Below are 25,055 nucleotides of genomic sequence, written 5' to 3'. Positions count from 1 at the left end.
AAAACCGAATTTATTCATGAGAATTTTGCTGGCGAGCTTGTACCAAATAGCCACAACGATGTTCGCCGTTGATAATCCAGTGGGTGCGTTCTACGGTACAATCAGGTAAGACGGCTGCAAACATTTCTAATTCGTGACCACAGATGCTGGGGAAAGACTCGGCAACGTTGGAAATGGCGCAGTTATGCTCCATTAAGATAAAGCGATCGCTCTCAAAGCAGTCATTCACATCAACAGGGTGATACTCCGCCATGAAGCCTTCCGCTTTTCTCAACTCTACTAAGTTAGCTACACGTTCCCGCAGTGAACCGCTACCCACGCGATCGCGATATTCTAGGGCTTTACGCTGCCATTGTTTCTCTAAAATCGATTTAAATTGATCGTGTCCTACCGTTTCAGCTAAGGTGTCTAGCAGCGAAACCGCAAAATTGCCGTGCCCATCACCAAAGCGATCGCTCATTTTTCGATGCAAGCGATCGCGTCCCTGACGACTCAGTTGATAAAGGTGCTGCGGACGCCCCATACCTGCCGCCTGCGCTGATGTCGAATACGAAACTAGCCCTTCCGTCTCCAAATCCTTGAGATGGCGACGAATCGCTTGAGGGGTAACGTCTAAAAGTTCAGCTAGCTCCAAAGCCGTTGCTTTTTCGTGTTTGTGCAGATATTCTAGGATATCTTGCTTGGTTGAGGACTGGTGGGTAGTCGCCATCTTATAGTTGGTGCAAGACGTTCAGCGAACGTCCCAAAAATTTCTTTGAAAATTTGACTTTGACAACATTGTTGTTGTTAATTTAGCGTAAAATGAAGATAGCTTAAACAACATAGCTGTTGTTTTACTCTCCACCACTATTCTAGCAGCCGTGTAACCATTCCGTAACGGGAGATGGGAATCGGCTAAACAAAAGCCCAACTCCCATCCTTATAAAGATTCAAGTTCCGAACACTAGAGATTATTACTGATGAGTGCCACTGTCAAAACCTTAGTCAACCAACCCTACAAGTACGGCTTTGTCACCGATATTGAAGCCGACACTATTCCGCGTGGACTAGACGAGGACGTTGTTCGCTTGATCTCCTCTAAAAAGAACGAGCCGCAGTTCATGCTGGACTTTCGCCTCCGGGCTTATCGCCAGTGGCAAAAAATGACTGAACCAACTTGGCCGAATGTCAAGTATCCGCCAATAAATTATCAGGATATTATTTATTACTCAGCGCCGAAACGCAAGAAAGAAAAACTAAACAGCTTGGATGAAGTCGATCCAACCCTTTTAGAAACCTTCGAGAAGTTAGGCATTTCCCTCTCTGAACAAAAGCGACTGGCAAATGTCGCTGTCGATGCGATTTTCGATAGCGTCTCTGTCGCTACTACATTTAAAGAAAAGCTAGCAGAAGACGGCGTTATTTTCTGCTCGTTTTCGGAAGCGTTGCAAGAACACCCAGAATTAATTAAAAAATATCTGGGTAGCGTTGTTCCCATCGCTGACAACTACTTTGCCGCCTTGAACGCCGCCGTATTTAGCGATGGTTCCTTTGTCTACATTCCTAAAGGCGTGAAATGCCCAATGGAACTGTCTACCTACTTCCGCATCAACTCTGGTGATACGGGACAATTTGAGCGGACTTTGATTGTCGCTGAAGAAGGTAGTTATGTTTCTTACCTTGAAGGTTGCACTGCACCGATGTATGACAGCAACCAATTACACGCCGCCGTTGTGGAACTCGTCGCCCTCGACAACGCCGAAATTAAATACTCTACTGTGCAAAACTGGTACGCTGGAGATGCTAACGGTAAAGGCGGTATTTACAACTTTGTCACCAAACGCGGTTTGTGTCAGGGCGTAAATTCTAAGATTTCCTGGACTCAAGTAGAAACAGGTTCGGCAATTACTTGGAAATATCCCAGCTGTGTGTTGGTGGGTGATAACTCTGTGGGTGAGTTTTACTCGGTGGCGCTGACAAATAATATGCAGCAAGCCGATACCGGCAGTAAGATGATTCACGTAGGTAAGAATACCCGCAGTACAATTATTTCTAAAGGAATCTCCGCAGGGAAATCTAGCAATAGCTACCGGGGTTTGGTGAAAGTTAACCCGACAGCGAAAGGGGCGAGAAATTATTCTCAGTGCGACTCAATGCTGATTGGGGATAATGCTCATGCTAATACTTTCCCTTATATCCAGGTGCAAAATAATACTGGGAAGGTGGAGCATGAAGCTTCTACTTCTAAGATTGGGGAAGATCAACTGTTCTACTTCGCTCAACGGGGTATTTCTTCAGAAGATGCTATTTCGATGATGATTAGCGGCTTCTGTAAGGATGTTTTTAATCAGTTACCGATGGAGTTTGCGGTGGAAGCTGATAAGTTGTTGAGTTTGAAGTTGGAAGGCAGTGTTGGATAAATGGAAGCAAGGATAAACACAGATACATCTGTGTTCTGTGTTTATTTTTGGAAGAGTGATGAACCGCAGAGGCGCAGAGAGCGCAGAGAAAGAGAAGGGAGAGAAGATGATTATTGAAAATAGTGAAGTTGTGCTGTCAGTAAGGAATCTGACGGCTAATGTTGATGGGACACCGATTCTTAAGGGTGTGAATCTTGAGGTGCGATCGGGTGAAATTCATGCGATTATGGGGCCGAATGGTTCTGGTAAGAGTACTTTTTCTAAGGTGTTGGCTGGGCATCCGGCGTATGAGGTGACTGGCGGTGAGGTGATTTTTCAGGGGCAAAATTTACTGGAGTTGGAGCCGGAGGAACGCGCCAGAAGTGGTGTATTTTTGGCGTTTCAGTATCCGTTAGAAATTCCGGGTGTGAGCAATTTAGATTTCTTGCGGGTGGCGTACAATTCCCGTCGCAAGGCGCAAGGTTTAGAGGAAATAGACGCTTTTGATTTTGACGATTTGATTGAGGAAAAGCTGGATGTGGTGAAGATGAATTCCAGTTTTCTTAGTCGGAGTTTGAATGAAGGGTTTTCTGGTGGTGAGAAGAAGCGGAATGAAATTCTGCAAATGGCGTTGCTAGAACCAAAGTTGGGAATTTTGGATGAGACTGATTCAGGTTTGGATATTGACGCGCTCAGAATTGTCGCTAATGGGGTAAATCAACTGGCAAGTCCAGAAAATTCCACAATTTTGATTACTCACTACCAGCGATTACTTGATTATATTGTGCCTGATTTTGTGCATGTGATGGCACAAGGACAGATTATCACTAGTGGTGGTAAGGAACTGGCATTAAAATTGGAGTCTGGCGGTTATGATTGGGTGTTAGCAGAATTTGCAGCTGCTGAGGTGGGTGTGTAATGAGTATTCAAGTATCTCAAAATCAGGCTTCCAACACCTTGGTAAATGGAGATCCTTACCTGAGTGAGTTGTTAAATCAATTTCAGGGATTGATTTTCGAGGAAGTTCCTCAGCCGGAAACATTTGCTTGGTTACAAGAAGTGCGCGATCGCGCTGCTAATTTTGTCCGTCACTCAACTATCCCCACTACCCGTGAGGAAGAATGGCGATTTACTGATCTGTCGTCTCTACGGCAAGTAAAATTTAATGTAGAGACACGAGGGTTTTGGTCTATAAAATTTGATATCACACGACTGACTTTACCAGAAGCTGTTGATAGTAGGTTGGTGTTTGTCAACGGAATTTTTTCGCCTGATCTGTCATCTGTTGCAGATTTGCCAGAAGGTATATGGGTGGAAGATTTAGCTGGATTTCCTTTAGAATATCGCTCTCGCCTACAGAATTATTATTCAGTCCAAGAAGAGGGTACGCAAGAAGTTTTCACTGCGTTGAATACGGCTGCTTTCACAAATGCATCTGTAGTATGGGTGGGAAAAAATGTTGTGGTGGAAACGCCAATTCATTTACTATTCCTGTCTATTCCTGGTAATTCACCGATACTATCACAACCTCGTTCTTTAGTAGTGGCTGAATCTGGTAGTAGTGTTACGCTCATTGAAGATTATCTGTATCAACCAACAGACATAGAAGATCCAGATCAAATAGAACTTGGGGAAGTAGTTCACTTTACTAACGCAGTTACAGAAATCTGGATTGAGGAAAATGCCCAGGTTAACCATACTCGAATCCAAGGTGATAGTGCAGAGGCTTTTCACATTGGTAAAACATTTGTCTCGCAAGCTCGTGATAGTCGATATACTTGTCATGCCATAAATTTAGGTGCGAAGCTGTCACGGCACAATTTAGAAATTTTGCAAACTGGTGAACAGACAGAAACTACTCTCAATGGGTTGACGATGATTTATGGTAAGCAGTTGTCTGATACTCACAGTGCGATCGCACTAAATTATCCTCACGGTACTAGCGATCAATTGCATAAATGTATTGTAGGCGATCGCGCTCATGCGGTATTCAATGGTAAAGTTTTTGTACCCAAAGCAGCACAGTTGACAAATGCAGCCCAGTTGAATCGGAATTTGCTGCTATCATCGAAAGCCAGGGTTGATACTAAACCCCAACTGGAAATTACTGCCGATAATGTCAAATGCGCTCACGGTGCTACCGTTAGCCAATTAGAAGATGACGAAATATTCTATCTGCAAAGTCGGGGAATTGATGAAAACGATGCTCGGAAGTTGTTAGTTAACGCCTTCGCTGCTGAAGTCATCAATAAAATACCGATTCCCTCTCTGCGAGAAATCCTTTTAAACACAGTTAATAATCTTAAGTCCATATCGCCTGACTCTTGAGAAAATTTTAGATTTTAAATTTTGGATTTTGAATCTTCAATCCAAAATTATATGGAGTCAATCTAAAATCTAAAATCCCAAATCCCAAATTGTTTGACTAATCTACCAATGACTTTCACTCCTACCAAAACCCTTGCTGATCAAGTTCGTGCTGACTTCCCGATATTGCATCAGGAAGTTAACGAGAAACCTTTAGTTTATCTTGATAATGCTGCGACATCGCAAAAGCCTTTGTTCGTATTAAATACCTTGCGGGATTACTACGAGCAATATAATGCTAACGTGCATCGAGGTGCCCATTCCCTAAGTGCTAAAGCTACGGATGCTTATGAAGGGGCGCGAGACAAAGTTGCTAAATTCATTAATGCTGCATCACGTCAGGAAATCGTTTATACCCGCAATGCAAGTGAGGCGATTAACCTAGTAGCCTACAGTTGGGGAATGAACAATTTGCAGCCGGGAGATGAGATTATTCTCTCGGTGATGGAACACCACAGTAATATTGTGCCTTGGCAATTGGTGGCGCAAAAAACGGGTGCAGTACTTAAATTTGTAGAACTGACACCAGAAGAAACTTTTGATTTGTCACAGTTTAAAAAGCTGATTTCTGAAAAAACAAAGTTGGTGTCGGTGGTGCATATCTCTAATACTTTGGGTTGTCTTAATCCAGTAAAAGAAATTGGTGCGATCGCTCACAAATCTGGTGCTAAATTCTTAGTTGATGCTTGCCAGAGTCTTCCCCACTACCCTGTCGATGTGCAGCAGATAGATTGTGATTGGTTGGTAGCATCCGGTCATAAAATGTGCGCCCCAACTGGGATAGGATTTTTGTATGGCAAGTTAGAATTGTTAGAATCAATGCCACCATTTTTTGGTGGTGGTGAGATGATTGCAGAGGTGTATTTAGACCATTTTACTTATGCAGAATTACCGCATAAATTTGAAGCTGGTACACCTGCAATTGGAGAAGCGATCGCACTTGGTGCTGCAATAGATTATCTTAGCAGTATCGGCATGGATAAAATCCACGCCTACGAAGCAGAATTAACAGCTTATTTGTTCCAACAATTAGAGCAAATTCCCCAAATTAGAATTTACGGCCCTAAACCAAATGCTAAAGGTGAAGGTAGAGCAGCTCTTGCGTCATTCACCGCCGGAGAAGTCCACGCCAACGACTTATCTACATTATTAGATCAAGAAGGCGTTGCTATCCGTTCTGGACACCACTGTACTCAACCATTACACCGTTACTTAGGTCTTGCTGCAACCGCACGAGCAAGTCTATCTTTCTACAATACCCGCGAGGAAATTGATATTTTCATCAAAGCACTGAAAGAAACTCTGGACTTTTTTGCAGGTTTCCTTGATTAAAGTTACGAAATATTCAGATTCTAATTGTGCCAAATATCAGCAATCTATCTTGCTAATATTTGGCACAATTTAATTATCTGGATTCTTTACAGGAGTAACTAAAGTGTCATACAGTGACTTTACTTTAGACAGAGTTAGGAAAGCCTTTGGTTTAACTATTTCTGATAAAATTGATATATTTGCATCTGTACACGAAGTAGAGTGTCCACCATTACTTGCAGAAGTATTACGGGAAAATGTACCTTTAGCCCTTGCTAGTAATACTGAAAAATCCCGTTCCGAGATGATTATTGCACCTATTTTAATTGCTGTAAGAAAATATTTAAATAATCAAATAAGTTTATTTTCTGGTATCGATTTTACTGTTGATTCAGCACAAGGTTTAAATGGAAATTGCGATTTTATTATTAGCCGTTCACCATAATTACTAATTCTTAACGCACCAGTTATCACAATTGTAGAAGCTAAAAAAGAAAATATCAATGCAGGATTAGGTCAGTGTGTAGCAGAGATGTTAGCAGCTAAATTGTTTAATGAACGTGAGGGAAATAACATCCAAAGAATTTATGGTACTGTCACCACTGGAACTAACTGGAAGTTTTTGAAACTTATTGAGCAAATGATTGAAATTGACTTGAGTGAGTATTATATTAATGACATAGGTAAAATTATCGGGATTTTATCTAACATCCTGACGGAAAAAGTATTGTAATATGCTTATCAAGTCAACACTTGCGGAACAGAGAACAGTGCTACATAACGTTAGCTGGGAAACCTTTGAAGCCTTGCTAAGAGATACAGGTGAGGATAGAGGTTCTCGCTTTGCTTATGACTGCGGTGTTTTAGAAATCATGACTCCACTTTTTGAACATGAAAATCCTAAAATTCAGTTTGACCGATTTATTCTAGTCTTAGCTGAAGAATTAGGAATTGAAATTATAAGTGCTGGTTCAACAACATTGAAACGAAGAATTGTAAAGCGAGGAATAGAACCAGATACTTGTTATTATATCCAGAACGAACCCGCTATTAGAGGTAAGGTAAAGCTAAATTTAGAAACAGATCCGCCGCCTGACTTAGCAATTGAGATTGACATTACCAGCAGTTCAGTTAACAAATTGGGGATTTATTCAGCGTTGGGTGTAACTGAACTTTGGAGATATGATGGACAAAATTTAAAATTTTATCAGTTGGTAGAGGGGCAATATGTCGAATGTAAGTTTAGTATTGCCTTTCCTATAGTTTTAGTGAGTGAGATAAGCAGATTTATTGAGCAGAGTAAAAGTATGGGAGAAATTGCTTTGCTCAAATCATTTCGCGCTTGGCTGAGAGGGAAGTTAGGGTAAAGTATACCTCATTCATCAATCTAATTACTAGCTAATTTTGTCTAAAAAATATGTCCGCTTAAATTTACTTTTTAATCTTATTCAGGTTATCAGATAATCTATTAATGGCATCTAATTCTGTACCATATTTCATAATAGCTTCCAATTCTTGAGCTAAATCTTCAAGCACTATCCAATTACATTTTTTATTCATCTTAAGAGCCTGAAAACTGGGTCTAGACAATTCCTTCTTAACTTTCTCAACACGTGACAGAGGAACGACTACATAAAGTGGGAAATTTAAATTTGGAACAAGAGCAACTAAATCTGCCGTTCTTAGTAAGCCTGAGTAAATAGACGTAGTACATTCAATCTCGAAAGCTGCTGTAATCTGGTTATCACCACTCAGCCAAACCACATCAATAAGCGCAACTGTTTTTTGTGCATCATCACGAATTCCTAATTGTGGCAAAGAATCCATACTCAAGCTGCCTAATTCTTCTTTCTCCCAGATACGTGAGCGATCATTAGAAGCAATCCACACTGAGCCACAAAGCTTTTGACCTAACTTAGCTAATATCCACTGCATTTGTGTATGTTGTGTTTCGCTAGTATTTTCAATACTACTAATCATTTTGAAAGCCGCATTTACACTTTTGTGGTTCAATTTATTTCGTAATGTCTCTGCTTTAGCAAGATTACCAACTAAAAGTGCTTCATCAATAGCTGATACAACTTTACGAGCCTTTTCATAATTAATACCACTTCCTATACCAACCCTCTTCGCTACAACATCCCTAGTACTTCCCACGCCAGATCCTTTCGTTCCCATACGCCGACGAGAGTTAGCTTGCTCAATAGCTTCCCAAGTTAATCCTTCTCGGCATTTTTGCTCTATAGATTTTTCTCTGTTAGCATTCTCCAGTAAGAGAGCTTCTAATTCAGCTATTTCATCAGTAAACTCTTTTTCTTCAACAGGAACTGTTTCCCACCCAAGAGATGACACTGCTTTCCAACGCCGATGTCCACTGATGATTGTACCCTCTGGTGTAACAATAAGCGGTTTAACCCATTTAGACCTTTTAATCTCTTGGGCTAGTTGCTCAATATCTTCGTCGCCGTAAATACTGTCATTTTTTGGATGGGGATGAAGTTCAACAACTTTGTGTTCTTTAATCTGAATGTTTGTCATTGAGTCTAATTACGAAGTCACACTGTGTCTAATGCACTACTCTAATCTAACAGTGACATTAGTGTATCAAAATAGCAAAGAATCAAAATATATAGCTTGCTTGAGTCTAAAATGCGATTGCATTGTTTTCACTAAAACACAACTAAAACGCGATCGCTCCCTCACTTCTAAGGCAGTATTATTTTTCAGTCATTTATAATCTAAAATAAGGTTATATTGAGCAACTACATTATCAACAACTATGCACTCCATATTAAAAGTTGATATTTCCGAACTAAGTGTATCTGAACGTATACAGCTTGCCGAGGACTTATGGGACAGCATTCTTACCACACCTGATGAAGTTCCTCTCAACGATGAGCAAAAACAAGAATTAGATAGACGCTTGGAGATGCATTGCCAAAACCCAAACCAAGGTTCAACCTGGCAATCCGTCAAGCAAAGACTAGGTTTATCCGAATGAGCTATCAGTTAATAAGTAGATGGATCTAAATAAATATAAGATAGTTCGGCATTGCGTTGGCGCAATGACATTTTATATTTAATTTCGCCCAGCTACTTAAAGCGATCGCTCCCCACAAAATTAACTTAAAGAATCTGGATCTATCCCCAACCTTCGCAATTCTTGTGCCAACCTGTCGGCGCGTTGTTCGGCAGCAATAGCTCGTTCTTCTGGTGTTAAATATCTGACTCCTTGTTTGTCATACCAATACAACCAATCCCGCGTAATTCCCTGATAGGTTCCCCGTTCGTGACCAATTGCTAAACCTATCTCTGTTAACCAAACAGGATTTCCTCGCTGCAATACATATTCCCCATTTACTAAGCGATAAACTTCTAAAGGTGCTTTTCTACGGCGTTGGGGATTGTAAACAACATAATACAAAATCTCCATCTCAGCATACATTTTCTTTTTGCTGCTGTATTCCCCACGCCGTTTATGAGAAACCACCTCCAGCGCCACAATTGGCATAACTTTTTCTTCCCACAACACATAACTTAAACGCAAGTTCTCATCAAAAACTCGCTCGACTCCTAAACTTAAAAATCCATCTGGTACAATCGGCGGTAGTTCGGGATCGTAATAAATACCCATATCAACCCCAAAAAACCAATCCATACGGCTTGTCCATAACCAAGCAAGGATGGCTTTGAGTAAACCGGGAATTAAATCTTGTAATTCATTGTCCACAGGTATATAGTCCGAGTCGGGCAGATCCTCGGCGGAGGGTAAGCAGTGCAATGGGTTGTAATTTAACATGGTGGGTGCTTCGGCGTAGCCCGTCGTAGATATCGCAAACTTATAATATTGATGATATCTATCCACCTCTGACTTTTTCTTGCGATAATTCCCAAGGGGGACGCGCTCTCCACTGGTTAGTTAAAGGGGGATAAATGACACTCAAGCGGTTGGTTTTAATTTTTGTGCTGACGCCGATAGCAGTTCTGTTGGCAGTTTCGGCTTTATTCGGTAGTTGGCAAGAACCTCAGTTCCAAAGTCGCCTAGAACTATACCAAACCAATATTGCTCTCCAAGCCCAAGCTTTGCGAGCAGAAGATAGCAACCATGACAATCTCCAGGCGATTCGAGAAGCGATACTTGGTGAGCAACCCCTGGAAAGCGCCACAAACCAGTATGAGGAGGCGCGTCAATCAGTTCAAGCTAATTTGGACAAAGTTAATAACAAACTTGCACAATTACGCTCTCAACCTGAAATAACTCCCATACCTCCGAAACCTCTACCTGAGGTTCCTCCCACTACTAAAACCTCTAAACAGGGACAGCAACAGTTACAGCAGTCCCTCAAGCAATTACAAAAATTACTGGCTGAATTAGACCTGCGCCTGGGAATTTTACAAGCACAGCAAGGACAGACGGATACAGCCCTTAAGACTTGGAGCAAATTAGAACAACGCTCAAATATCAATCCAGAATTTGGGGAAACCGCCGCTGTATTGAGTGGACTGTGGAGCAATCCTTCCCGTCTGCTCCCAAATGCTGAACAACCAATTCAAAAGAATTTAGAAGGTTGGTTTCGCTCTAATGCTTTGGTTCAACTATACCAACTCCAGCAACGACAAGACGCTTTATCAGCAGTTAAAGCTGCACAACAAGAATCTGCGGCTCAAGCAGTGGTGAAATTAGCGGTTATTGGCACTATTCCCACCTTGGCAGCTTTAATTGGTCTAATACTGCTGATTTTATTATTTGCTCAACGCTTGTTGAAAGGAAAAGCCTCGTTACTAGCTCAAAATGCTGATGTCCTTTGGTCAACACCTTGGGATGGTGAAACGGTTTTGCAGGTTTTTGTCATCGGCTTTTTCTTCATGGGGCAAATTTTTGTACCTTTAGTGCTATCGCTGCTCCCTATCCCACGTCCCATCACTGATGTGCGACTTCAGGCTTTTTCTGTTTTAATTAGTTACTTACTGGTAGCATCGGGTGCGCTGTTAGTGCTGTATTTCTCTCTCAAGCGCTTTTTTCCACTACCAGAATTTTGGTTTCGCTTCCGTTTTCAAGATAACTGGTTTTTGTGGGGACTGGGAGGCTATTGCGCGGCTTTACCTATAGTTGTAGTGGTATCTTTAATCAATCAACAGCTATGGCAAGGACAGGGTGGTAGTAATCCCCTGTTGCAACTAGCGTTGGAAAGCCGAGATGGTGTAGCACTTGGTATATTTTTTTCCACAGCAGCGATCGCAGCTCCATTTTTTGAAGAAATCCTATTTCGCGGCTTTTTGTTACCCTCTCTAACTCGTTACTTACCCGTGTGGGGATCGATTCTGATCAGTAGTTTGTTGTTTGCGATCGCTCACCTCAGCTTGTCGGAAATTCTGCCACTGACAGCATTGGGAATTGTGTTAGGGGTAGTCTACACGCGATCGCGCAACCTCTTTGCTCCTATGCTCCTCCACAGCCTCTGGAATAGTGGTACATTATTAAGTTTATTTGTTTTAGGTAGTAATTAATACTAGTTATTTACTGTTGTCTAAAACAAAAATATCTGCTTTTATCTCCATAGGTAAGAACAATTTACTAGTTATAATTGGTGGTTATAAGCATAAATACTAGCTGAAAACCTAATTAAGATAATGGCAAAAGCAAATCACAGAATGCTGTTAACATAAACAACAAACTATCTAGTTAAATTTATTATCATCTGGGTGATTTTAGCCAATAACTGGTCTAGTGATTGGTGTGATGGCGTTTCACGCCCACTGGAAGTGATCCGAAAAAAATCCGGAAATAATACTGATGGACTTGTAAAAAGTGGTGTAGCAGTTTTTGCTGATTCTTGAGGTGCATTCTTCTCAAGATCAATGTTTTACCTGAAAATCTGCAAAACTGCCGTACCAGGGTTTGTGATCATCAAATCCACCAAAAGTTATTAAGGAGCGCTAAATTTTCAGGCTATGCCGCAAGACGTTTTAGCGTCTTCTCAGGAATAGAAGTACGCTGATTTTGGTTATTTGTCTTGAGGCTTACTGGTACTGAAAAAATTAAAAATTTATTTATTCAGCAAATACAGTTACTTACTTTCATTACAATAAAGACTTTATTTTTATACCTTACTTATCAAGGAGCAGCATTCATATGGCAAATATCAACCCCAGTCACCCTACCAAACAACTTCTAGCTGGTTACTGTGGCATTATTCTTGGAGCATTTGGGGTTCATAAATTTATTCTAGGATACGCTCCACAAGGCTTTATCATGTTGGTGATTTCAGTAGTCGGGGGTTCTTTCAGCTACGGGGTTGCCTTTTTACTTATGCTACTTGTAGGTTTAATTGAAGGCATGATCTATTTGAATAAGTCCCCTGAAGAATTTGTAAATACCTACTTTGTGAATAAGCAGGGCTGGTTCTAAAAACTTATATTTCACACTTTGGTTACTCTGTAAAGTTATATATCTTGAGTGGATATTTGAAAAAATTTTCATTTCTTATATTTACAATTCTGTCTACCGTAACACTAAAGTGCTTATTTATATTCTAGATTAGCTAAAATTTGACAATTTATTACTATGAGATATTCATAAATATAAGTAAGAATAAATACACCTAAATTATGGATGTCATTTATGGTTGAGAAGTGGCATCTGCACTATCTTGTTAGGAGCCTTAGGTATTCATATCATGTCCACCTAATCATTTACGATACTTTATTTTATTAACTCTCCCTTGGGTAAACTTCTTTCTTGAATAACTATTAATAAAAGTTATTGTGTATTCTGTACAGACTTATAGGTATAAATAGATATTTTGGCTAAAAAATTCTAAATCCTACTGCTATGCTAACTATCAAACGTAAACAGCTGATCTGGATACTCTTTTTTTTGTTGGGCTTTGGCTATTTCAGCGCCATGTCTAATTTGGAAATTCACAATTTTTGGAAAAGCCTGATTGTCCTCATGCCAATGCAGGTGATAGCTATTATCTATGTGACTTATCTCCGCTGGAGCCGTCATTGACCCTCAGCGAGATACGATAAATTAATAAATTTAATAGGGTTGACATACAGTCGTAGTTCCATATTTCGCCTACGCTCAAATTAGAGACGCTTTTAGTCAGGCGTTGAATTTCTGTAGCGAATCTAAACACTTGCCATGCAACTTGTCCCGAAAACTAAGCTAGCCCCAGAATTTGACCCAATCCTAGAGAAAATTATTCTCGATGTTGGGGGCATGAAGTGTGCTGGGTGTGTGAATGCAGTAGAGCGACAGCTAACCCAACATCCAGGAGTCAAGAGTGCCTGTGTGAACCTGGCCACAGAGGTAGCAGTTGTAGAGTCAGAAACTGGTGCGGTAGATGCAGATGCACTAGCACAACGATTAACAGCCGTTGGATTCCCGACTCAACCCCGAAAAGCTAAGGGCACAGTAGCAGGCGAGATATCTACCTTACCAGACCCAGCAGAACGACAACGCCGAGAAATGCGGTCTTCTGTTAGGCAGTTGGCGATCGCAGCGATGTTGCTGTTATTGTCGGGAAGCGGACATTTTGGTAATCTTGGTAGCTCAGTCCTGCCACTGCTAAATAACATCTGGTTTCATTGTGGACTGGCGACAGTAGCGCTATTAATTCCTGGTCGCTCGATTTTAGTAGATGGCTGGCTGGGCTGGCGGCGAAATGCGCCTAACATGAACACCCTAATAGGATTGGGAACGCTGACAGCCTACATTGCTAGTTTAGTCGCGCTGCTTTTTCCCCAAATGGGTTGGGAGTGTTTCTTTGACGAACCAGTAATGATGCTGGGCTTTATTCTTTTAGGAAGGACATTAGAGCAACAAGCTAGAGGTCGCGCTGCTGCCGCATTTAGGAAATTGCTAGCACTCCAGCCACTCTTAGCGCGATTGATTGCCAACCCAGAGAAAGTCGGAGTGGGATCTTCTAGTGTAGAGATTCCTGCTGAACAGGTGCGGGTTGGTGAATGGTTACAAGTGCTGCCAGGTGATAAAATCCCTGTCGATGGTGAAGTGATGGTTGGTCAAACAACGGTGGATGAATCCATGTTGACTGGGGAAGCCGTGCCAGTAATTAAGCAACCGGGAGATACTGTGACAGGAGGGACATTAAACCAGTCAGGAGCGATCGCTATTCAGGCAACCCGAACTGGAAGTGATACAACTCTAGCTCAAATTGTCGCTTTAGTAGAAACCGCCCAAACTCGGAAAGCTCCAGTACAGAAATTAGCAGATACAGTAGCTGGTTACTTTACCTACGGTGTGCTGACAGCATCTGTATTGACATTCGTCTTTTGGTACTTTTTCGGTACTCACATTTGGACTGATGTCAGTATGTCTGGTGGTATGGAAATGATCAACCATGCTGACCACTCCGTAGAGACGCGATTAATCGCGTCTCTACCCACTCCCCACTCCCCCCTATTAATCAGCTTAAAACTAGCGATCGCAGTTATGGTAGTCGCCTGTCCCTGTGCTTTGGGACTTGCCACACCAACAGCGATTCTTGTCGGGACTGCTATGGGCGCAGAACGGGGTCTGTTAATTAAAGGCGGCGACGTTTTGGAAAGAGTACACCAGTTAAACACCGTAGTCTTTGATAAAACTGGCACTCTGACCACGGGTAATCCCATCGTCACAGATTGTCTGTTAATTGGAGAAATGGGGAGTGGGGAATGGGGAGTAGGGAGTAAGGAACCCCACTCCCCACTCCCTACTCCCTACTCCCTGATTCAATTAGCAGCAGCCGTAGAAAGCGGTACTCACCACCCCCTAGCAAAAGCGATTCAGCAAGAAGCACAGCGGCAACAGTTATCTATTCCAGAGGCTGTGGACTTTCACACGGAACCGGGACTAGGGGTGTCTGCTGTGGTAGAGGGTACACTTGTACTATTGGGTAACTGGGACTGGTTGAGTTGGCACGGCATTGCGATTAGCGAAACTGCACAACAGGTAGCACAGGATTTGGCAACAGATGGTAAAACAGTCGTTTGCGTAGCAGTTGGGGGAACTTTAGCCGGGTTAATTGCTGTTTCTGATACCCTCAGACCAGATGCCCAATCTACCGTAGACAAGTTGCGTCAGATGGGTTTACGGGTAATGCTGCTCAGTGGCGATCGCAAAGAAGCAGCTAGCGCCATAGCCAAACAACTAGGATTAGCTAGTGCTGATGTAATAGCAGGTGTCCCTCCAGCTAAAAAAGCAGCTGCAATACAAGCACTTCAAGGACAAGAGAGAGAGAGGGGGGGAATTCCAAATCCAAAATCTAAAATCCAAAATCCAAAATCCGTTGTCGCAATGGTAGGAGATGGAATCAACGATGCTCCAGCTTTATCTCAAGCAGATGTAGGAATTGCTTTACACTCTGGAACAGATGTGGCAATGGAAACTGCTGAAATTGTCCTAATGCGCGATCGCTTAAACGATGTCGTCGAATCTATTCAGCTTAGTCGCGCCACTTTCAACAAAATCCGCCAAAATTTATTCTGGGCTTTTGCATATAATACGGTTGGCATTCCTTTAGCAGCCGGTGTTTTGTTCCCTAGTTTGGGTTTTGTCCTTAACCCATCTGGTGCTGCTGCATTAATGGCTTTTAGCTCTGTTAGTGTCGTCACAAACTCAATATTATTACGGCGATTAGCTCATCACCCGTAGAATACTCTTTTGCACGTAAAATTTCCCAGCACAAATCTAGGTTATTCCCATCTCAAGTTAAACTGAGTCGCCCTGTCAGGATTTTACGCAGCCCACAAAGCCTCTTGAGACACTTACCAAAGCTATCATAGCTACTGGAGTAGAACGGCCATGTTCTACTCTTTCAAGGTATTATGCAATTTTAAAGCTTATTTAGATCAGCACCACAAACTTATGGTGCGCGAGAATCGCAGGATACGATACTAAACAAATCTTGATTAATTACAGTTCCACCAATTTGTCAATGGCAGCAGAAACTAATGAAAACCATCTACTGATTATTGAAGACGATCAAGGTCGCAAAGAATTTTCTCTGGAGCAACCCGTCTACTCTATCGGTAGAGACCGCGAATGTAATATCCGTTTGATGTCGCAGTTTGTCTCCCGCCGCCATGCCACATTAGTGAGATTGCCACGAGAGCATAATAGTCATAGCTACTATTACCGAATTGTAGATGGCGATGCCAAAGGTAAGCCTAGTTCCAACGGTTTGATGATTAATGGACGTAAGATACCAGCCCACGATCTCAGAAATGAAGACGAGATCGTTTTTGGACCTCAAGTCCGTGCCATTTATTACCTTTTAAAAAACACTCAGCGTTTGGGGCAAACCGATTCGAGCGAGTACGACATTACACTAATAAACCCCGGTATGGCCGAGGATTTAGAGGATGTGGGAGATTGAATTCTAAACTAGCAATCACAGTCTGACACTCTCACGGCTTCAAGTCGTGGGAGTGTCAATTCTAATCACTCATTAAACCTATCCTGCAAGACTTTCAATCAAATGCCAATGGCGGCTACTTTCAATAGCCTGCTTGATGAATTCAAACATTTGTCGGCAGTAATTATCTAGTTGGAGTGGTAGTTCTTCATTCTTAATCACAATACTCATCCGGGTTTCTGTTTCAGTAGATTTTGATTTATCAATCAGTACTTCTACTGTGACCAATTTAGGAAAAGGAACATTGCCGGGAACTTCCCGAGCGATAATGTAATCGCCCATATGGTATTGAATATCCAACTGACAGTCCTGTAGAAGTTCTACAAGTAACGCTTGGAGATGGTCACTAGGAACAGAAACAATAAATGAACAGGTATAGCGAGCCATAATAGCCCCACGCCTTGCAACACTCCGTCCATCCTATAATACCGAAGCATCTAAACAGAAAGTCATTCAAAAGCAAAGTTTTTGAGATCAGGCATTACCAGATATACAGTCATATCTCTTCTATCGAGAAGGAAAGTACCGTAAGCTGAAAGTTTGATCAAAAACTTTACAATAAAGCTTTGGCTGAGGTAGAAAATGAAAGTCGCAATTACTGGAGCAACAGGATTTGTTGGTAGTCGTTTAGTACAACGACTCCACGCAAAAGGTGATACAATAGTAGTATTAGCTCGGAACACCGCCTTTGCTCAAAAGGTTTTTCCATCCGAGGCTTTCCCCAATCTAGAAATTGTTGCCTATACACCAAATGCATCTGGTTCTTGGCAAAGTGTCATTGCTAGTTGTGATAGCGTAGTTAATTTGGCAGGAGAACCTATTGCTGAAGGACGCTGGACACCAGAACGCAAACAAGAAATTCTCAATAGCCGGAAGTTAGGTACACAAAAATTAGTTGAAGCAATAGCCAACGCTAACCCCAAACCAACAGTATTAGTTAACGCTTCGGCTATTGGCTACTACGGCACTAGTGAAAGCGCAACCTTTGATGAAACAAGTCTATCTGGTAACGATTTTCTCGCCCAAGTCTGCCAAGCCTGGGAAACAGAAGCGAGAAAGGTAAAAGATGCTGGTGTACGGTTGGTAATTCTGCGTCTTGGGATTGTTCTGGGCAATGGTGGTGCTTTAGGTAAAATGATTCCGCCTTTCAAACTCTTCGCTGGTGGCCCCATTGGCAGTGGTCGGCAATGGTTCTCTTGGATTCACGTAGACGATTTAGTTAACCTAATTCTGCAAGCTTTAACTAAACCGGAAATAGAAGGTGTATATAATGCCACTGCCCCTAACCCAGTCCGAATGGCAGATTTAAGCCAAACTTTGGGACGAGTGATGAATCGCCCTTCTTGGTTGCCTGTTCCTGCTTTTGCGATCGAAGCTCTTTTAGGAGACGGAGCTATAGTAGTTTTAGAAGGTCAGCAAGTTTTACCCAAGCGCACCGAAGAAACAGGCTTTGAGTACAAATACCCGAATTTGCAATCAGCATTAACACAAATTCTTACATAGAGTCAAAAGTCACAGTTCAAAGAGACTGGGTATCAGGTATTAGGTACTGGGGACTGGAAGAAGCAGGGGAGTTAGAAAGACTAACAATCCTCCATGCCCCATACCCCATGCCCAATCCCTGAACTATTGACTAGAGAGAAATTTTCTTGAAACCCAACTGATAATACCGCTGAGAATAGCACCGCCCATGAGGATGCCAATCGCTGGGTTAAACACGGGTTGCCACAGTTTATGCCATAAATCCAAACCCAGGTTGACTCCTACCGCATCACCGATCGCAGCGATCGCTAACCAGACAAAGCCAAATAAAACCAAAAAAACATCTGCGACTAAAACCATGTTTAGCCAATTCAACAATTTATCTTTCATCTATCCTTTTGTCTAATTGCCCCAAATTTTACGACTGCTAACTAAGTGACGGGTAAGTTAGAAGTGAGGATTACCGACTTGAATTTAACTCCTAACTCCTGTAGAGACGCGATTAATCGCGTCTCTACTCCTAACTCTTAACTTCTCACTCCTCCAACAGCCAATTTTTGACTTTTATCAAACTCTGCCAATCTGGCTTTCTACTTAAGCCGTCTTCAATACTGCTTTTTATTTCATCGCGCCATTCTGGGTTGACAAAAATTAGCTGCTGTGCTAAGTCAATATGTTCTCGTAAACCTTTTTGACCTGTTTCCAGCATTGCTAAGGCGATATTTACTCTAGCTTGTGGGTCTTGTGGATTTAACTTGACTCCCTTCTGTGCAGCTTTGTAAGCCAAATTGGGTTTGTTATCGAGTAGATACAACCACGCTAAACAAATCCAAGCAGAACTATTTTTAGGAGCGCGATCGCACACTTCTTTAAATACAGGGATTAAAGAATCTACTGCAACTCCTGCTTTATAGCGCTCTAAACCTGTATCAAACAGGGATTCAACTGTTTGAGTCATAGTAAATTAATCAATAGTCATTAGTTAATAGTCATTAGTCATGGCTCAATAGTCAATAGTTAAAAAACTCTACTCTTGACTATAGACTTATTCACCGGAGCTTTCAAAGTCTCCGGCTTTGGTCTTAACTAAACCCCAAATGACTTGCCGCACCCACAAGTTTGGTTGGCATTGGGGTTAGTAAATTGGAAGCCACCGCCAATCATGGCATCGCTGTAATCGAGCATTAAGCCGTAGAGATATAACAGACTCTTGCGATCGCTGACAATTTTGAAGCCATCATAGTCAAAGACTTCATCCTGAGGGGTGATCTTGCTAGTGTCTTCAAAGTCCATCATGTAAGACATCCCAGAACAACCACCCTGACGGACTCCTACCCGTAAGCACAAGTCTGTGCCTTGCCTGTCCCGGAGGGATTTTACCTGGTGCAATGCGGTTTCGCTCAACAGAATTCCGCGTTGTTGAGCCTGAATAGCTTGTGTCATCTGCTTTTTTAACTCCTTAATTAGTCTAAGCGTTACCCTGTATCGGCTTGTTAATGCCTGTGGGTTGCCCAAGGTGTTTTTGTTTTCATTCTAGCGGCTTAGATGTCGTTAGATGCCAAATTGTAAACACTCCGTCAAAAGCAGCCAAAGATTTCTATTCTAGAATTGAGAGATTCAGTGTGTTTATACATTCGGTATTTCTGAAGTTCAAGTTTTGCGGCAGCCTGAGAAGCAACTATCTTTCAGGTGCAGCCATAAAAATTTAATCCGAGGCTAGCTATCCCCCAAAGTTTACTTCCAAATTGCTTCTTTTGATTAACTTATTCTATGACCAGCTTTAATCGCTCTACCAGTCGTCGCTTGAAGAAATTAACTCAAATTCCTTCTGTATGGGAGGGCGATCGCCGTCCGTTGTCATCACCAAGCCAGCACTCAGACTCAGAAGAAAAGGGAGAATGCATTCTTTGGGTAGATTACTCCCAAGGTGTGGTTCGAGGAATGGACGTGGTAGCTTCAGATGTCGGACCAGAAGCAATAGTTCGTACCTTAATGCGAGCAATGGAGCATCCCCACAGTCCGGCAAGACCTGCCAGACCCCAAAGAATTGTAGTCAAAGATCGTGAGATCCAATTTTACCTGCGGGGGGTGCTGCAAGATTTAAATATTGCCATTGACTACGCACCAGAACTGCCTTTAATTGACGAACTGTTTCGCGGGTTCGCTGACATCCTCGATAGTCAAACCCCCGACTTACCCCCACAGTATGCCCAAATCTTGCGCGAGAAAGCATTTGCAATTTGGCAAGCAGCACCTTGGGAATTTTTGGAAGAACAACAAATTTTATCAATTGAGATTAATAAGTGGGATATTGGTACACTCTACGCCTCAGTCATGGGAATGCTGGGAATGGAGTATGGGATTTTGTTTTATCGCTCAGAAGAGTCTTTAAAACAGTTTCGCGCCGCAGTTTTAAAAGATGAAGAATCAACCGATCATCTAGAAGAAGCTTTCCTCAAGCAAGATTGCCTGTTTCTCACCTTTGAGAGTACTGACGAAACTGATGAAGATGAAGACGAAGACGAAGAAGGTGATTTGGCGGATCTGCCATTATCAGAAATTGACCCCACGTTTGGTAATATCCACCCCTTAGAAGGACTACGGTCTGTTTTGTATGAGGAAGAAGCACTTGTAATCTTCGTTGCGATCGAAAGCCTAAGCCGCTTTATTCGCGATCACCGTCGCCAACTTCATGGAGAAACCTTCCCCACCCTCAGCCGTCGCTATCGCATTTCTCTGCCGCAGTCGGAAGAATCAACTAAATCAGTGGCTGTTACAGTCTCTACTATGCCGCAGTTAGCAGCAGAATTAGAGGAAATGGCTGGCTTTGATGTCGAAGAACAGGAGATTGAGAATGAAGGTTCTCCGACTTTCCAATCATTGCAAGATGACTTGATACCGGAAGATTCTTTCCTCAGCTTAGGTGTAGTGTCCTGGGAAATGTTGGAGTACCTGCGAAAGGGGGTCAGCTACCATAAGGCTGGTGAAATCAAACAAGTGGGTGATGGTTTACCAGTGGTTTTAATTCAAACTTCTCGGCCCAAGGCTAAAATTGTAATTGAAAGGATTGAAGCAACAGGTGGACTAACAGCAATTTGCTTTAATCCAGGTGCCGACCCCTTCGATGGCGATCGCTACGACCTTGGTTTATTGCAAACTCAAAATGGCGAATTATTCCTATTTGGTGAATTTTTAGATGAAGATCCTATTCATGTAGAAGCCCGAAAAAAATGGAATCAGCGGTGTAAAAATACTTTGGGCTACTGTGGCTTAATCATTGCCAAAGGACTAACAGGAGCTTCCCGTGGCAATCCTCAATTACGAGATATGATGGCTTTGTTTGAAGCGCGATCGCTTTCACCTAAAGATTTAGGTATTGGCACTCTCCAACTCATGCCCCAACTTAAATTTGAATAGTTCCACGAATTGCCACAATCCTCAATCTCAAATTGTGGCTATGAGAAATTAAGTTGATGTGCATTTCATTTGCATATTGAGCAAACTCAGTACTGAGGAGCAAGTGGCATTACTGTGTCGTCAGTAAACTGAATACTTAGTACTGTTGCATCTAGAGGATAGATTTAGTAATCAAAAAGCTAACCCCCCAGCCCCTTGTAGGGTTGGGCTTGCCTAACGGCAGGCTGACGCCAAGATCGAGGGGTTGGGGGAGAGGTTCTTCCAGGATTACTGAATTGGTGTTTTAGTACATGCTTTGCACGGCAGTCTTTTAACTGGAGCTAACGGAAAGGTCTCCGGCTTTACTCACAACTCAGCACTTTTCATCCTTATTTATCCGCGTACCTCTTAAAGCGCGGCACTTCGCTATCCACATTCATGTATATGTCAACGCCAATAGGTGACCAATGATTAAAAGTTAACTTTACTTAAATTTCATCAAGTATCTGTATTCTCATAGTTTTCCAGTAATTTAATTTGAGATTTGCCAGTATAAATCAGTATAAATTACCAGACAATTATTTACAAAGTCCGGTTTAATCAAACTTAGCCGATACACTTCAATATCAGAATATTTTTTTTAATAAGTTTTTGAGCTTAGGATCTTGTTATGTATCAATATTATTAAGCAAAAGTTCAGGTAAGAGATTTTTCTTTGTATTTTTTTTATAAAGTGTAAAATTGATATCATTTAGTATCTAAATAAAGTTTATTTAAAGCATAGAAATCATGGCTATAATAAATAGACTACCCAAAAATATTAAAATATACCATTGTTTTTACAAGGATAATTACTAAGAAGTAATGGTAAAACTTTAAAACTTTTTTGGTAGGAGTTGTTTCTTGGTTTTAGATAGAAAGAAGCTGTTCAATAGGGAATTTTTAGCACAGTAATTGGAAAAAAATGATTTGTACAACCTGCTGATAGATGAATATTATGAATAGCAAAATTATCGCTGAGTTTAACATAAATTATATAGCTTAATGGAGGAAACAAACACATCTAAAATTTCATTGTTTTTCTACCATGAGTTAGTGTGAAAGCATCAAATTAAACTAAAATATTCTTATTAGCAACACTCAAATAACACTATATTTATTTTAAGGTTATTTGCCTATGTAAAATTACAGATAATAGTGTTAAAATTTACTACAAATTTTTGCTATTTACACCCAGAAAACTAAGTCTTGTCCCCTTTTTTGTGTTTACTATATTGGCACCGAAAAGCAATCAGCTTGATCAAGGGGAGCCAAAATTTATAACCGTTCACGTGGCTCTGAACTTCTTGGTTACATTAATGGGTGCAGATGGGTGTTTGTTCTAAAGCGATCGCTTATCTGCCTACTTTTAAGTGATTATTTGCAACCTCTATAGACCATTAAAACCCGCCTGTAAGCCAGCATTTCAGCATTATCGTGATTCTACAGCTTTATTTTCTGGTGTCATACCAGATATTCTCTCAAAGCAGGTTTGGCAAACTTGGTTAACAGAGAAGGTCAAATGCTTTCGATGAAGAATAATTTTATAAATCTTGATTGAGTCAAAAGTAGATGTCTCAAATTGATTTAGAAAATTTCTTTCTCAGGCTTTACTCGTGCTGTTAGTGGGGTTATTATCTTCAAAAGCAGCTATTTGCTGTTTATCTTGTCAAATATAGTAGCAAAGAAAGTGTAGTTTTTTGATTTTTTTAGAAAATGATGAATACTTTGACAAAACGAACATTTTTAATATTAATGGTATTACTTGTTTCCGGCGACAAACTCTGATAACCTTATCGGTTCCCTCATTACTTGGACTCTTTCAAAAATACTAAAAGATACAGCAGATAGCAGCATGATAATGACAAATAAAAAATGGGCCGTAAAACGCATAACAGTAAATCTCGCAACACAGGAAGCGGAAAAACTAGATAAATATTGTCAACAAACAGGTAGACCTGCAACCGATGTGATTCGCGAACTGATTAGAAGTTTGCCTGTCTCCGACGACAACAAAGATGTAAACAGGTAAGAAGATGCTTTTACGACTTACGAGATAACTGCTTCACCAGAAAAAAAATAGCTATGATACTTTTTTGATTTTGCCGTAATGGACAAGGTTTGTCTAGCCCATACAGACGCGATTTTTCTCGCGTCTGGTCATTTACGGCGATTAAACAGGAGTGATCAAAGAGGTTTTAGTATCAATGTTGCCATGCCTTGATATACTGGTGGAGTTGATATTAAGTAGCAAATTCCGACACCAAGACAGTTACAATCTGTAAAGAAGCTGAAAAGGAACAACGGAATGCGCGTTGCAATCGTAGGTGCGGGACTGGCTGGGCTAGCAACCGCAGTAGATCTAGCGGATGCTGGTTGTGAAGTAGAGATTTTTGAGTCTCGTCCGTTTGTAGGTGGTAAAGTTGGCAGTTGGGTTGATGGAGAAGGCAACCATCTAGAAATGGGGTTGCATGTATTTTTTGGCTGCTACTACCAACTATTTGACTTGATGAAGAAGGTGGGGGTGTTAGAAAACTTACGCCTCAAGGAACATACCCACACTTTTATTAACAAAGGGGGGCGCACTGGTGCTTTGGATTTCCGTTTCCTTACAGGTGCGCCTTTCAATGGCTTAAAGGCATTTTTCACTACTTCTCAACTATCGTTGCAGGATAAATTGCAAAATGCGATCGCTTTGGGTACTAGTCCCATAGTTCGCGGATTGGTAGACTTTAACGGGGCGATGAAAACCATCCGCAAATTAGATAAAATTAGTTTTGCCGATTGGTTCCGTAGTCACGGTGGGAGTAATGGCAGCATCAAGCGCATGTGGAACCCCATTGCTTACGCATTGGGATTTATTGATTGCGAAAATATGTCTGCCCGTTGTATGTTAACGATATTCCAGCTATTTGCAGCCAGAACTGAAGCTTCAGTTTTGCGAATGCTGGAAGGTTCTCCGCATGAGTATTTGCACAAGCCCATTCTGGAGTATTTAGAAGTTAGAGGCACCAAAGTTTACACGCGTCGGCAAGTTCGGGAAATTCAGTTTACATCAGATGAACATACCCGCGTCACTGGTATAGTAGTTGCCCAAGGTGATAGAGTAGAAACTATCACTGCTGATGCTTACGTTTTTGCCTGTGATGTTCCAGGAATTCAACGCATCCTACCCCACGAGTGGCGTAAGTGGTCAGAATTTGACAATATTTACAAACTGGATGCAGTGCCAGTGGCTACAGTGCAGTTACGCTTTGATGGTTGGGTAACAGAACTGAACGATGGAGAGCAACGTAAACAGCTAAATCATGCGGCTGGAATTGATAATTTACTTTACACAGCCGATGCTGACTTTTCTTGTTTTGCTGATTTGGCGTTGACTAGCCCTGCTGATTATTATCGCCCAGGACAGGGGTCATTATTGCAGCTAGTGCTGACACCGGGAGATCCGTTTATTGCACAAAGTAATGAAGCGATCGCCCAGCATGTCCTTAAGCAAGTGCATGAACTGTTTCCCTCGTCACGGGAGCTAAATATGACTTGGTACAGTGTGGTAAAACTTGCTCAGTCTCTCTACCGAGAAGCGCCAGGGATGGACGCCTACCGTCCCAACCAAAAAACACCGGTAGATAATTTCTTCCTTGCAGGGAGTTATACTCAG

General features: G+C 41.7%; 21 protein-coding genes and 1 pseudogene. 15 read left to right on the top strand and 7 right to left on the bottom strand.

The window, feature by feature from the left end:
- Positions 1 to 10 precede the first annotated feature (10 nt).
- The gene (sufR, locus tag V7K46_RS09065) at positions 11 to 709 is read right to left on the bottom strand and encodes an iron-sulfur cluster biosynthesis transcriptional regulator SufR (protein ID WP_335112275.1); all 699 of its coding nucleotides are present in this window, start codon (positions 707 to 709) and stop codon (positions 11 to 13) included.
- A gap of 250 nt (positions 710 to 959) precedes the next feature.
- On the opposite strand from sufR, the gene sufB reads away from it, so the two are divergent.
- The 6 genes and pseudogenes from sufB (at position 960) to V7K46_RS09035 (ending at position 7,423) form a co-directional block, all read left to right on the top strand.
- The gene (sufB, locus tag V7K46_RS09060) at positions 960 to 2,399 is read left to right on the top strand and encodes a Fe-S cluster assembly protein SufB (protein ID WP_335112273.1); all 1,440 of its coding nucleotides are present in this window, start codon (positions 960 to 962) and stop codon (positions 2,397 to 2,399) included.
- A gap of 106 nt (positions 2,400 to 2,505) precedes the next feature.
- Complete coding sequence (sufC, locus tag V7K46_RS09055) at positions 2,506 to 3,297, top strand: Fe-S cluster assembly ATPase SufC (RefSeq protein ID WP_335112271.1); 792 nt, start codon at positions 2,506 to 2,508, stop codon at positions 3,295 to 3,297.
- Positions 3,297 to 4,706: a Fe-S cluster assembly protein SufD gene (gene sufD, locus V7K46_RS09050; protein ID WP_335112269.1), complete on the top strand. Its 1,410-nt coding sequence runs from the start codon at positions 3,297 to 3,299 to the stop codon at positions 4,704 to 4,706. The genes sufC and sufD overlap by 1 nt, the downstream gene beginning before the upstream one ends.
- Before the next feature lie 108 nt (positions 4,707 to 4,814).
- Positions 4,815 to 6,077 (top strand): cysteine desulfurase, encoded by a 1,263-nt coding sequence (locus tag V7K46_RS09045; RefSeq protein WP_335112267.1) that lies wholly within the window; start codon positions 4,815 to 4,817, stop codon positions 6,075 to 6,077.
- 103 nt (positions 6,078 to 6,180) lie between these two features.
- Positions 6,181 to 6,789: pseudogene (locus tag V7K46_RS09040) on the top strand (hypothetical protein).
- A gap of 1 nt (position 6,790) precedes the next feature.
- Entirely contained in the window at positions 6,791 to 7,423 is a 633-nt protein-coding gene (locus V7K46_RS09035; protein WP_335112265.1) for a Uma2 family endonuclease, read from the top strand.
- Positions 7,424 to 7,487: 64 nt separating this feature from the next.
- Here V7K46_RS09035 and V7K46_RS09030 read toward each other — a convergent pair whose 3' ends face one another.
- A complete protein-coding gene (locus V7K46_RS09030; protein ID WP_335112263.1) occupies positions 7,488 to 8,594 on the bottom strand; it encodes a ParB/RepB/Spo0J family partition protein in 1,107 nt (368 codons plus the stop codon).
- A 241-nt stretch (positions 8,595 to 8,835) separates the two neighbouring features.
- Between V7K46_RS09030 and V7K46_RS09025 the strand changes: the two genes are divergently transcribed.
- Positions 8,836 to 9,057 carry an addiction module protein gene (locus V7K46_RS09025; protein WP_335112261.1) on the top strand — a complete coding sequence of 74 codons (222 nt, stop codon included), beginning with the start codon at positions 8,836 to 8,838 and terminating at the stop codon, positions 9,055 to 9,057.
- A 120-nt stretch (positions 9,058 to 9,177) separates the two neighbouring features.
- On the opposite strand, the gene V7K46_RS09020 is transcribed toward V7K46_RS09025, so the two are convergent.
- Positions 9,178 to 9,855 carry a Uma2 family endonuclease gene (locus tag V7K46_RS09020; RefSeq protein WP_335112349.1) on the bottom strand — a complete coding sequence of 226 codons (678 nt, stop codon included), beginning with the start codon at positions 9,853 to 9,855 and terminating at the stop codon, positions 9,178 to 9,180.
- Positions 9,856 to 9,989: 134 nt separating this feature from the next.
- Here V7K46_RS09020 and V7K46_RS09015 point away from each other — a divergent pair, with 134 nt between their 5' ends.
- The 4 genes from V7K46_RS09015 to V7K46_RS09000 all read left to right on the top strand — a co-directional run bounded on the left by V7K46_RS09015 (position 9,990) and on the right by V7K46_RS09000 (position 16,438).
- Entirely contained in the window at positions 9,990 to 11,564 is a 1,575-nt protein-coding gene (locus tag V7K46_RS09015) for a CPBP family intramembrane glutamic endopeptidase (RefSeq protein ID WP_335112259.1), read from the top strand.
- 625 nt (positions 11,565 to 12,189) lie between these two features.
- On the top strand, positions 12,190 to 12,465 hold the full coding sequence (locus V7K46_RS09010; RefSeq protein ID WP_335112257.1) for a TM2 domain-containing protein: 276 nt from the start codon (positions 12,190 to 12,192) through the stop codon (positions 12,463 to 12,465).
- A gap of 738 nt (positions 12,466 to 13,203) precedes the next feature.
- Positions 13,204 to 15,714: a heavy metal translocating P-type ATPase gene (locus V7K46_RS09005; RefSeq protein WP_335112255.1), complete on the top strand. Its 2,511-nt coding sequence runs from the start codon at positions 13,204 to 13,206 to the stop codon at positions 15,712 to 15,714.
- 226 nt (positions 15,715 to 15,940) lie between these two features.
- A complete protein-coding gene (locus tag V7K46_RS09000) occupies positions 15,941 to 16,438 on the top strand; it encodes an FHA domain-containing protein (protein WP_335112347.1) in 498 nt (165 codons plus the stop codon).
- A 78-nt stretch (positions 16,439 to 16,516) separates the two neighbouring features.
- On the opposite strand, the gene V7K46_RS08995 is transcribed toward V7K46_RS09000, so the two are convergent.
- Positions 16,517 to 16,864 carry a hypothetical protein gene (locus tag V7K46_RS08995; protein ID WP_335068841.1) on the bottom strand — a complete coding sequence of 116 codons (348 nt, stop codon included), beginning with the start codon at positions 16,862 to 16,864 and terminating at the stop codon, positions 16,517 to 16,519.
- Between the two features lie 195 nt (positions 16,865 to 17,059).
- Between V7K46_RS08995 and thyD the strand changes: the two genes are divergently transcribed.
- Positions 17,060 to 17,980 carry a thylakoid membrane protein ThyD gene (gene thyD / locus V7K46_RS08990; protein WP_335112253.1) on the top strand — a complete coding sequence of 307 codons (921 nt, stop codon included), beginning with the start codon at positions 17,060 to 17,062 and terminating at the stop codon, positions 17,978 to 17,980.
- Positions 17,981 to 18,103: 123 nt separating this feature from the next.
- Here the strand turns inward: thyD and V7K46_RS08985 are convergent, their stop codons facing one another.
- The 3 genes from V7K46_RS08985 to V7K46_RS08975 form a co-directional block, all read right to left on the bottom strand.
- Positions 18,104 to 18,349, bottom strand: a complete 246-nt coding sequence (locus tag V7K46_RS08985) for a hypothetical protein (protein WP_273768252.1) — start codon at positions 18,347 to 18,349, stop codon at positions 18,104 to 18,106.
- A 145-nt stretch (positions 18,350 to 18,494) separates the two neighbouring features.
- Positions 18,495 to 18,917 carry a tetratricopeptide repeat protein gene (locus V7K46_RS08980; RefSeq protein ID WP_273768253.1) on the bottom strand — a complete coding sequence of 141 codons (423 nt, stop codon included), beginning with the start codon at positions 18,915 to 18,917 and terminating at the stop codon, positions 18,495 to 18,497.
- A gap of 128 nt (positions 18,918 to 19,045) precedes the next feature.
- Positions 19,046 to 19,402: an iron-sulfur cluster assembly accessory protein gene (locus V7K46_RS08975; protein WP_335112251.1), complete on the bottom strand. Its 357-nt coding sequence runs from the start codon at positions 19,400 to 19,402 to the stop codon at positions 19,046 to 19,048.
- 327 nt (positions 19,403 to 19,729) lie between these two features.
- Here V7K46_RS08975 and V7K46_RS08970 point away from each other — a divergent pair, with 327 nt between their 5' ends.
- From V7K46_RS08970 to zds, 3 genes are all read left to right on the top strand, one after another.
- Positions 19,730 to 21,376 (top strand): DUF6930 domain-containing protein, encoded by a 1,647-nt coding sequence (locus V7K46_RS08970; RefSeq protein ID WP_335112249.1) that lies wholly within the window; start codon positions 19,730 to 19,732, stop codon positions 21,374 to 21,376.
- A 1,873-nt stretch (positions 21,377 to 23,249) separates the two neighbouring features.
- On the top strand, positions 23,250 to 23,426 hold the full coding sequence (locus tag V7K46_RS08965; RefSeq protein WP_335112345.1) for a CopG family transcriptional regulator: 177 nt from the start codon (positions 23,250 to 23,252) through the stop codon (positions 23,424 to 23,426).
- A gap of 276 nt (positions 23,427 to 23,702) precedes the next feature.
- A partial coding sequence (zds, locus tag V7K46_RS08960; RefSeq protein ID WP_335112247.1) for a 9,9'-di-cis-zeta-carotene desaturase occupies positions 23,703 to 25,055 on the top strand: 1,353 nt, incomplete at its 3' end.

The sequence above is a fragment of the Nostoc sp. genome, from assembly GCF_036917395.1.
GTDB lineage: Bacteria > Cyanobacteriota > Cyanobacteriia > Cyanobacteriales > Nostocaceae > Nostoc.
The sequence above is the reverse complement of the archived record's forward strand: the minus strand, read 5'-3'. Positions and strand labels throughout refer to the sequence as shown.